The sequence below is a fragment of the Streptomyces colwelliae genome, from assembly GCF_048158785.1.
Taxonomy (GTDB): domain Bacteria; phylum Actinomycetota; class Actinomycetes; order Streptomycetales; family Streptomycetaceae; genus Streptomyces.
In genome coordinates, this window is record NZ_JBLTJC010000401.1 from 1 (window position 1) to 9,104 (window position 9,104).

Annotated in this window: 10 protein-coding genes and 2 pseudogenes; 6 read left to right on the plus strand and 6 right to left on the minus strand. The window is 71.1% G+C overall.

Annotated elements, in window-relative coordinates; translation table 11 throughout:
• The coding region (locus ACNFOC_RS45435) for an enoyl-CoA hydratase/isomerase family protein (RefSeq protein ID WP_416964865.1) at nucleotides 1–811 on the minus strand (811 nt) is incomplete at its 3' end.
• Between the two features lie 210 nt (nucleotides 812–1,021).
• On the opposite strand from ACNFOC_RS45435, the pseudogene ACNFOC_RS45440 reads away from it, so the two are divergent.
• Nucleotides 1,022–1,225 (plus strand): annotated as a pseudogene (locus ACNFOC_RS45440) (DUF4326 domain-containing protein); the annotation flags it as partial.
• 103 nt (nucleotides 1,226–1,328) lie between these two features.
• Here the strand turns inward: ACNFOC_RS45440 and ACNFOC_RS45445 are convergent.
• Together ACNFOC_RS45445 and ACNFOC_RS45450 are read right to left on the minus strand one after the other, a co-directional pair.
• Nucleotides 1,329–1,919, minus strand: a complete 591-nt coding sequence (locus tag ACNFOC_RS45445; protein ID WP_416964866.1) for a hypothetical protein — start codon at nucleotides 1,917–1,919, stop codon at nucleotides 1,329–1,331.
• A 67-nt stretch (nucleotides 1,920–1,986) separates the two neighbouring features.
• Complete coding sequence (locus ACNFOC_RS45450; RefSeq protein WP_416964867.1) at nucleotides 1,987–2,598, minus strand: hypothetical protein; 612 nt, start codon at nucleotides 2,596–2,598, stop codon at nucleotides 1,987–1,989.
• 274 nt (nucleotides 2,599–2,872) lie between these two features.
• Here ACNFOC_RS45450 and purB point away from each other — a divergent pair, with 274 nt between their 5' ends.
• A complete protein-coding gene (gene purB, locus ACNFOC_RS45455; protein ID WP_416964868.1) occupies nucleotides 2,873–4,315 on the plus strand; it encodes an adenylosuccinate lyase in 1,443 nt (480 codons plus the stop codon).
• Complete coding sequence (gene mug, locus ACNFOC_RS45460) at nucleotides 4,312–4,857, plus strand: G/U mismatch-specific DNA glycosylase (protein ID WP_416964874.1); 546 nt, start codon at nucleotides 4,312–4,314, stop codon at nucleotides 4,855–4,857. Before purB ends, mug begins: the two co-directional genes overlap by 4 nt.
• 4 nt (nucleotides 4,858–4,861) lie before the next feature.
• Here the strand turns inward: mug and ACNFOC_RS45465 are convergent, their stop codons facing one another.
• The 3 genes from ACNFOC_RS45465 to ACNFOC_RS45475 form a co-directional block, all read right to left on the minus strand.
• The gene (locus ACNFOC_RS45465) at nucleotides 4,862–5,305 is read right to left on the minus strand and encodes a hypothetical protein (protein ID WP_416964869.1); all 444 of its coding nucleotides are present in this window, start codon (nucleotides 5,303–5,305) and stop codon (nucleotides 4,862–4,864) included.
• Between the two features lie 80 nt (nucleotides 5,306–5,385).
• Nucleotides 5,386–6,108, minus strand: coding sequence for an ABC-2 transporter permease family protein (locus ACNFOC_RS45470; RefSeq protein WP_416964870.1), 723 nt, complete (start codon nucleotides 6,106–6,108; stop codon nucleotides 5,386–5,388).
• Nucleotides 6,109–6,110: 2 nt separating this feature from the next.
• On the minus strand, nucleotides 6,111–7,031 hold the full coding sequence (locus ACNFOC_RS45475) for an ATP-binding cassette domain-containing protein (protein ID WP_416964871.1): 921 nt from the start codon (nucleotides 7,029–7,031) through the stop codon (nucleotides 6,111–6,113).
• A gap of 107 nt (nucleotides 7,032–7,138) precedes the next feature.
• Here ACNFOC_RS45475 and ACNFOC_RS45480 point away from each other — a divergent pair, with 107 nt between their 5' ends.
• The 3 genes and pseudogenes from ACNFOC_RS45480 to ACNFOC_RS45490 all read left to right on the plus strand — a co-directional run.
• Complete coding sequence (locus tag ACNFOC_RS45480; RefSeq protein WP_416964872.1) at nucleotides 7,139–8,293, plus strand: sensor histidine kinase; 1,155 nt, start codon at nucleotides 7,139–7,141, stop codon at nucleotides 8,291–8,293.
• A 14-nt stretch (nucleotides 8,294–8,307) separates the two neighbouring features.
• Nucleotides 8,308–8,970: a response regulator transcription factor gene (locus ACNFOC_RS45485; protein WP_416964873.1), complete on the plus strand. Its 663-nt coding sequence runs from the start codon at nucleotides 8,308–8,310 to the stop codon at nucleotides 8,968–8,970.
• 7 nt (nucleotides 8,971–8,977) lie between these two features.
• Nucleotides 8,978–9,104: pseudogene (locus ACNFOC_RS45490) on the plus strand (DEDDh family exonuclease); the annotation flags it as partial.

Below are 9,104 nucleotides of genomic sequence, written 5' to 3' on the forward strand. Positions count from 1 at the left end.
CTACAGCGGAGCGCACCCGGCGACGGTCTGCCACAACGCCTCGGGCAGATCGTCCAGTTGACCCGCGGCGGACCACAGGCCCCGAGAACGCCACCGACCGCCACGCCGCATCCTCGACCTCAAGACCGGCCCGCAGATCCAACCCGTGCCCCAACCGCAACGCCCGCTTCGCCGCCCGCAGCCCGACGGGCGAATTCGCGGCGATGCGCGCGCCCAGCGCCAGCGCCTCCTCGCGGTCCTGCCCCGCGTCCACCAGCGCGTCCACCAGACCCAGCTCCGCCGCCTCGGCCGCCTCCAGGCGCCGTGCGGTGAAGATCAGCTCGGCCGCGCGCGCCGCGCCCACCCGGCGGGGCAGCAGCTGCGTACCGCCGCCCCCCGGGATCACGCCCACCGACACCTCCGGCAGCCCCACCACAGCCGTACGGTCCGCCACGATCAGGTCGCAGGACAGGGCGAGTTCGAAGCCGCCGCCGAGGGCGAAGCCGTGCACGGCGGCGATCGTCGGCATGGGCAGCTCCAGGACTCCCGTGTACGCCCCGCGCGCGACCGGGCGCTGCCGTACGAGTTCCGCGTCCGTGAGGGAGTTGCGCTCCTTCAGGTCCGCGCCGACGCAGAACGCCCGCTCGTGCGACGACGTCACCACGGTCACGCGTACGTCCCGGTCCGCCGCCAGTGCCGCGCAGGCCTCGGCGATCGAGCCCGCCATCGCCGTGGAGACCGCGTTCATGGCCTTCGGCCGGTCCAGGACCAGTTCCGCGACGTGCCCGTGCCGCCGCACCAGCACGAACTCCCCGAACCGCTCCTCGCCCATGACCGCCTCCTGGTTAACGTGGGTTAACAGACCTCGCCCCGATCATCGCACGGGCCCTCCCCGTTCGGGTGACATCCCGCCCAACTCCCGCCGCACCGCCCGTAGAAGCGCATAACGTGCGTCCGCCACACCACAGGGGAGGGATCGTGACGACGACCACGAAGGCGGAGCGGGCCGAGGGCACCGGGGAGGACGCGGCGGACATGGCGCCGCCCCTTCCCCACGCGCCGCCGGGACGGCACGCGCGCGGAGGTGATGGCGAAGTACCGGGCATATCTGCTGGAGCGGCCGTATCTGCTGGACCTGATTCCGCCGCTGCGCGGACGGGTGCTGGCCTGCTGGTGTGCGCCGCTGATCTGTCACGCGGGGGTGTTGGCCGAGCTTGCCGACGGTGGGGATCGCGGGGCGGCGTGATGTGGGTCCCTGGGCGGGGTTCCCGACGGTGACGTGGGTCTGACGACGCCCCCGCCCCGGGATCACCCAGGAGCGAGGCCGCCGCACGCCCGACCCGTGCGCCTCATACCCCCTGCACCGAGACCGAGACATCCGTGATCTCCGCGGACACGGTCGTGCCCGCGGAAGCCGTACTGATCATGGACGGCGTGTAGTTGAGGGTCGTCTCGTCCGACAGCTCGGCCGTCTCGATGACCGGGCCGGACTCATCGCCGTGGATCTCGTAGGTGATCTCGTACACGGCGTCGGGATCGATCCCCTCGCTGTCTCCCAAGTAGGTCAGGTCCGGCTCGACCGTCACATTGCAGCCCGCCGACCCGAAGCAGTGCCGCGCGGTGGTCTTCAGTCCGATCACGAAACTGTCGGCGTCGACTTCGCTGTACGACGGCGCCGGATCGGGCTCCTCCGTGGTGACGGCGTCCTCGTCCTGTGCGTTCGACGTGGCGGAGGCAGTCGGCTTGGCGGCGGCGGTCGGCTTGCTCTCGTCGGGCCGGGACTGCACGACCACGACGCCGGTGGCCACGACGGCCGCGATGACGGCGACGGCCGAGCCGAGGATGACCAGATTGGTGCGCGGCTTCTTCGCCGGCGGCGACGGATCGTTCGGCGGCACGGCGGGCATGGGCGGCATCGGCGGCACGCTGCTGTCGGTCATGGTCCCCCCAGAGGTAGTCGTTCCGTTCGTGTTCAGGCGTGAACGCCCCCGCTCCCGCTGCCCGGGGCTACGACCAACCCCCGGTGAAGTTGCTGCTCAGCTGCGCGGTGCAGATGTTGTAGCCGCCGGACGCGTGGCCCTTCTTCGTCTTTCCGTCCGCGGTGACCGAGCAGTTGATGTCGCCGGAGCCCTGGAGCTGGGCGTGCACGTTGAAGTACAGGGCCTTCTTGTCGAGGGTCAGCGTCGCCTCGAACTTGCCGTCCTCGAACGTGCCCTTCCGCGTGTCCGAGTCGGATCCGTAGCCGATGTCGAGACCGCCGAGGGCGCCGGCGGGGGCGGTGCCCCACACCTTGAAGACGACCTTGCCGTCGGTGGCGTCCTTCATGGTGTCGTTCTTCTTCGGGTCGGCGGCGGCCTTGTCCGAGCTCTCGCCGGCGGGCGCCGCACTCTTCGAGTCGCCGCTGCCGCTGGAGTCGTTGCTGCTGCCGCCGCCTCCGATGGCGGCGACGGCGATGACGATGACGACGAACAGACCGATGACGCCGAGGCAGCCGAGGCCGACGATCTTTCCGACGGAGCGCTTCTTCGGGGGCTGCGGCTGGAACGGAGGCTGTCCGTAGGGCTGTTGGCCGTTGCCCCATCCGGGCTGCTGCGGCGGGTAGGGCGGCTGGTTGCTCATGTGTCCCCTGAGGTACTCGCTGATGAATGCGAGATGTGTGACTTGTAAAGGCAGCGTGTGGTTGCTGCTTACTCGGGGGGTTCACTCAATCGTGTTATAGGCGGAAATTCGGCCTCTCGGAACGGGGCGACCCGACCGTGAACGCATGACTCGGCAGCTCGCACGCATCTCACGGCCCCGTCGCGGCCCTCTGTCCGGAGAGTCCTTGACCTGGGATCTCTGGACCGAAAGGACGGTCCGGAACCCTCAAGGACGCCGGGTAAACTCCGTACACGTGACTTCCGCTCCCGCCAAGCCCCGCATCCCGAACGTCCTCGCCGGACGTTACGCCTCCACCGAGCTCGCCACGCTCTGGTCTCCCGAGCAGAAGGTGAAGCTGGAGCGGCAACTCTGGCTCGCTGTGCTGCGAGCCCAGAAGGACCTCGGGATCGAGGTGCCGGACGCGGCGATCGCGGACTACGAGCGTGTGCTCGACCAGGTCGACCTGGCCTCCATCGCCGAGCGCGAGAAGGTCACGCGGCACGATGTGAAGGCGCGGATCGAGGAGTTCAACGACCTCGCCGGGCACGAGCAGGTCCACAAGGGCATGACGTCCCGCGACCTGACGGAGAACGTCGAGCAGCTGCAGATCCGGCTCTCGCTGGAGCTGATGCGCGACCGTACGGTGGCTGTCCTCGCGCGCCTCGGCAAGCTGGCCGGTGAGTACGGCGAGCTGGTCATGGCCGGCCGCTCGCACAACGTGGCCGCACAGGCCACCACCCTCGGCAAGCGTTTCGCGACCGCCGCCGACGAGCTGCTCGTGGCGTACGGACGGGTCGAGGAGCTGCTCGGCCGCTACCCGCTGCGCGGCATCAAGGGCCCGGTGGGCACGGCCCAGGACATGCTGGACCTGCTCGGCGGCGACACGGCGAAGCTCGCGGAGCTGGAGCAGCGGATCGCCTCCCACCTCGGTTTCTCGCAGGCGTTCACCTCGGTCGGCCAGGTCTACCCGCGCTCGCTGGACTACGAGGTCGTGACCGCGCTGGTGCAGGTCGCGGCGGCGCCCTCGTCGCTGGCGAAGACGATCCGGCTGATGGCCGGGCACGAACTGGTCACCGAGGGCTTCAAGCCCGGCCAGGTCGGTTCCTCCGCGATGCCGCACAAGATGAACACCCGCTCCTGCGAGCGCGTCAACGGCCTCATGGTCATCCTGCGCGGCTACGCGTCGATGACCGGCGAGCTGGCGGGCGACCAGTGGAACGAGGGCGATGTGTCCTGCTCGGTGGTGCGCCGGGTGGCCCTCCCCGACGCGTTCTTCGCGCTCGACGGGCTGCTGGAGACGTTCCTGACGGTCCTCGACGAGTTCGGCGCGTTCCCGGCCGTCGTGGCGCGTGAGCTGGACCGCTACCTGCCGTTCCTCGCGACCACGAAGGTGCTGATGGCCGCGGTCCGCGCGGGTGTCGGCCGCGAGGTCGCGCACGAGGCCATCAAGGAGAACGCCGTCGCCTCCGCGCTGGCGATGCGCGAGCAGGGCGCCGAGCGCAACGAGCTGCTGGACAAGCTCGCCGCCGACGAGCGCATCCCGCTCGACCGCGCCCAGTTGGACGCACTGATGGCCGACAAGCTGTCCTTCACGGGTGCCGCCGCCGACCAGGTCGCCGTCGTCGTCGCCCGCGTCGAGGAGCTCGCGAAGCAGCACCCGGAGGCCGCGGGTTACACCCCGGGGGCGATCCTCTGACCCGCTTCACCCAGGCCGAGCTGGAGGCCGTCCGCGACCGTCTCGTACCGGACGTCGTCGCGGACGGCCTCGGCGTGCTGTTCTGCGGCATCAACCCCGGTCTGATGACGGCGGCCACGGGCCACCACTTCGCCCGTCCCGGCAACCGCTTCTGGCCGGTACTGCATCTCTCCGGCTTCACCCCGAGGCTCATGAAGCCCGCGGAACAAGGGGAGTTGCTGTCGCACGGGCTCGGCATCACGAACGTGGTCGCACGGGCGACGGCTCGGGCCGACGAGCTGGGCCCGGAGGAGTACCGCGAGGGCGGGCAACTCCTCGCGTCGAAGCTGACGGGGTGGAAGCCGCGCTGGCTCGCGGTGCTGGGCGTCACCGCCTACCGGGCTGCTTTTGACGACCGCCGGGCCCAAGTCGGGCCGCAGCAGCGGACGTTCGGGGACACGCGTGTGTGGGTGCTGCCCAATCCGAGCGGGCTGAACGCGCATTGGACGGCGGCGACGATGGCCGAGGAGTTCGGGCGGCTGCGGGTCGCCGCACAGGACTAGATCCTCACGGCGGGTCCATCTCCGTTACGACGGCCAGGAGTTGGAACGGGAGTTCCTTGTCCCACTGGGATACGCCGAGGGCGATCCACCGGCCGGTCTCCGGCGACTTCCACAGGTGTAGGTCCGGCACGTGCGCGCTGAGCGAGGCCCAGGGCTCCGGTATGTCCTCGCCGTCCCGCGACCGCTCGAACGCGCTCTCCAGACTGATCACACGGTGCGCTCCCCATCGCTCGACCAGCCGCTCCCCGAGTCCGTCCCGGTCAATCTCGTACCGCGCCTCGGTCTCCTCCCGCTCCGTCCCGTCGTCCTCCCAGAAGTCGCCGCTCGTCTGCAATTCGGCGATGTGATGGCCGGGGCCTCCCGTGCCCACGTCCGTCCTGCCGTGCTCCGCGGGGAAGTCCCGGGTGCACAGCAGGTCGATCGTCATCAGCGAGTGCGTGATGTTCATGCCTCCAGTGAACCGGCTCCCACTGACAACGGGCTGGGAGTCAGATCCCGCACGGGGCAGACGTTCCGGCACTTCCGAGGTCAGGCGTCCCGGCGCCGGACGCTCCACGCCCCCGCCGTCAGCGCCGCCGCGGTCCACAGCGCCGTCACCCCGAGCCCGGTCCACGGCCCCATCGCCCCGGCCCAGGTCTGGTGGAGCGCCACCTGGCCGGCCCGGTCGGGCAGGAGGTCCGCGATGTCGCTGGACGCGTCGCCGACCACGAAGGACACGATGAGCAGGAACGGTATGACGATGCTCAGCGTCGCCACCCCGCTGCGCAGCACCGCCGTGAGACCGGCCGCGAGCAGTGCCATCAGGGTGAGATACACGGCGCAGCCGACCACACCGCGCACCTGCTCCGCCCCGCCCAGCCCGTCCGCCTCGGCGCCCAGCACCGCCTTGCCGACCGCCAGGGTCACCACGCCGGTGACCAGGCCGACGGCGAACACGGGCACGGCGATGGCGGTCGCCTTGGCCGCGAACCAGCGCCCCCGGTGCGGCACCGCGGCCAGCGACTGCCGTAGCGCTCCGCCCTGGAACTCGGAGGACACCGCGGTCGTGCCGAAGGCGATCGCCGCGATCTGGCCGAAGGACACGCCGAAGAAGACGGCGAACAGCGGGTCGAAGTCGTCGCCGCCGGTGTCGGACGAGGCGAGCGCGGAGAAGAGTGCCGTCACCGCGACGATCATGGCGAGGGCGGCGACCTGGGAGCGCAGGGTTCGGATCTTGATCCACTCGGAGTGGAACACGGGCGTGAATGCCATGGTCAGGCCTCCTGGTGCGGTGCGGTGAACTCGGTCTCGTCGGCCGTCAGATCGAGATAGGCCTGTTCCAACGTGCCCTCGGTGGAGGTCAGTTCGAGGATCGGCACGCCCGCCGCGGACAACAGGGTGCCGATCTCGTCCACGCGTGCGTGCGCCACGGTCCAGTGCCCGTCCTCCTGCTCCACGGGGTCGAGACCGTGCCCGGCGAGTGTGCTCTTGAGGGCGCCTGCGTCCGTCGTACGGATGCGTACGTGGGGTTGCACGCGCGCGTCGATGAAGTCCCGCATCGGGGTGTCGGCCAGGAGCCGTCCGCGACCGAGGACCACGAGGTGGTCGGCGAAGGAGGCGGTCTCGTTCATCAGGTGGCTGGAGACCAGGACCGTACGGCCCTCCGCCGCCAGCCCGCGCAGCAACTCCCGTATCCAGACGATGCCTTCGGGGTCGAGGCCGTTCGACGGCTCGTCCAGCAGGACCACCCCGGGGTCACCCAGGAGGGCACCGGCGATGCCCAGCCGCTGACGCATGCCCAGGGAGTACGTCTTCACCCGGCGCCGCGCGACCGACGCGAGTCCCGTCTCCTCCAGCACCGCGTCGACCCGGGCTGCCGGGATGCGGTTGCTCGCCGCCAGGGCGCGCAGATGGTCGCGAGCGGTACGGGAGCCGTGCGCGGCCTGCGCGTCGAGCAGGGCGCCCACGTGTCGCAGCGGCTCGGTGAGCGCGGCGTACGGGCGGCCTCCGATGGAGGCGGTTCCGGAGGTGGGCCGGTCGAGGCCGAGGACGAGGCGCATGGTGGTGGACTTTCCGGCGCCGTTGGGGCCGAGGAAGCCGGTGACCTTGCCGGGGCGGACGTCGAAGGTGACGTGGTCCACGGCCCGCCGGGTGCCGTACTCCTTGGTGAGGTCTCGTACGTCGATGCTGGTCATGACCAACAGCCTGGCCGTTCACGGGGGTTGGGGCCTCCCCCACCGGTGGAGATCGTCTCCCCCGCCCGGGGGAGGCCGATGTCGGTGCCGGCTGTCACGATGTCGGAATGGCCCGCTTCCTGCGCCCGCTGCTCCGGGGGACGACGTACACGCGTCTGCTGCACCTCTGGGTGCCGATGCTGTTCACCGCCGTGTGGATCCTGATCAGCCCGGAGACGCCGTACGCACCCGCGCTCGCGCTGATCCCGGTCGCCCTGATCCCGGCCGTGCGGGTCGGTGAGGGGGTGCAGGCGCAGCTGTTGCTGACGCCGGGCGAGCAGGACTCAGGGATCTCCGTGGCGCCGTCGGCGACCTGGCGGGACCGAGGCCGCACCCTGCTGTGGCTGGAGGTCCGGATGGCGCTGGGCTGGGCGACCGCGGGCGCCTGCGTCTGGCTGCCGATCATCGCCTTCGAGCTGATCGAGGTCGCACGCGGGCGCGTGCCCGACGACGTGCCGATCCTCAAGGAGGCGGCACCGAACGGGTGGTACGCCTTGCTGGCACCCCTCCCCCTGATCGCCCTGTACGCCGCGATCGTCGGCCTGGGCGAGTTGGCCACGCTCCTGGCCAGGAAGTTGCTCGGTCCCTCGCGCGCGGAGCAGCTCGCGGCCCTGGAGGAGCGCACCGAGCAGCTTCTGGAACGCACACGCATCGCACGGGAGTTGCACGACTCCATCGGTCACGCGCTGACCGTGGCGGTGGTGCAGGCGGGCGCGGCCCGGGCGGCGGGCGACCCGGAGTTCACCGAGCGGGCGCTGGGCGCCATCGAGGAGACCGGCCGGGCCGCCCTGGAGGACCTGGAGCGGGTGTTGGGCGTGCTGCGGGAGGCGGAGCGGCCGGTGAGCAGTCGGCCGACGCTGGTGGACGCCGACCGGCTGCTGGAGTCGGCGCGGGCCTCCGGGGCGAAGGTCGACGCGGAGGTGACCGGACCGTTGGAGACGGTGCCGGGGCCGGTCTCCCGGGAGGGTTACCGGATTCTTCAGGAGGCGCTGACCAATGTGCTGCGGCACGCGGGGTCCGTGCCCGTGCGGGTCCGTATCGGGGTCGCCGACGGCACCCTCGATCTGGAGGTCCGCAATCCGCTGACGGCGGCGATACCGGGCCCGGGCCGGGGCAGTGGTCTGCGAGGCATACGCGAGCGTGCGGCACTGCTCGGCGGGCAGGCACACACCGGACCCGACGAGGGTGACTGGCAGGTGCACGCGGAGCTGCCGCTGGGCTGATCTAGGCTGGCCGGATGCCGGTCACCGTTCTCCTGGTCGATGACGAACCCCTCGTACGCGCGGGCCTGCGGGCCGTACTGGAGGCGCAGCCGGACATCGAGGTGGTCGGGGAGGCCGCCGACGGGGCGGCGGTGATCCCGCTGGTGCGGCAGCTGCGGCCGGACGTGGTCGCCATGGACGTACGGATGCCCCTCCTGGACGGCATCGAGGCCACGCGCGCGGTGCTGCGCACGGTCGACGACCCGCCGAAGATCCTGGTCATCACGACCTTCGAGAACGACGAGTACGTGTACGAGGCACTGCGGGCCGGTGCCGACGGGTTCCTGCTGAAGCGGGCCCGGCCGGCCGAGATCGTGCACGCGGTGCGCCTGGTGGCCGAGGGCGAGTCGCTGCTGTTCCCGGCCTCCGTACGGCAGTTGGCCGCCGAGTACGGCGACGACGGCGGGAACCGGGCGGCCCGCGCGGTGATGGAGCGGGCCCAACTGACCGAGCGTGAGGCCGAGGTGCTGCGGCTCATGGCGCGGGGTCTGTCGAACGCGGAGATCGCCGCCCGGCTGCTCGTCGGGACCGAGACGGTGAAGTCGCATGTGAGCGCCGTGCTGGCGAAGCTGGGGGCGCGGGACCGTACGCAGGCGGTGATCGCGGCGTACGAGTCGGGGTTCGTGGCGCCGGGGTGACGCGGTGCCGGGGCGCTTCGAGGACGGCAGGCCGCTCAAGCAGGGCATGCGGATCGCGTTCTCCGGGGACACCTCCATCGAGCGCGAGCTGCTGGAGGACCGGGCCGTGGAGGCCGGGCTGCATGTCGCGACGA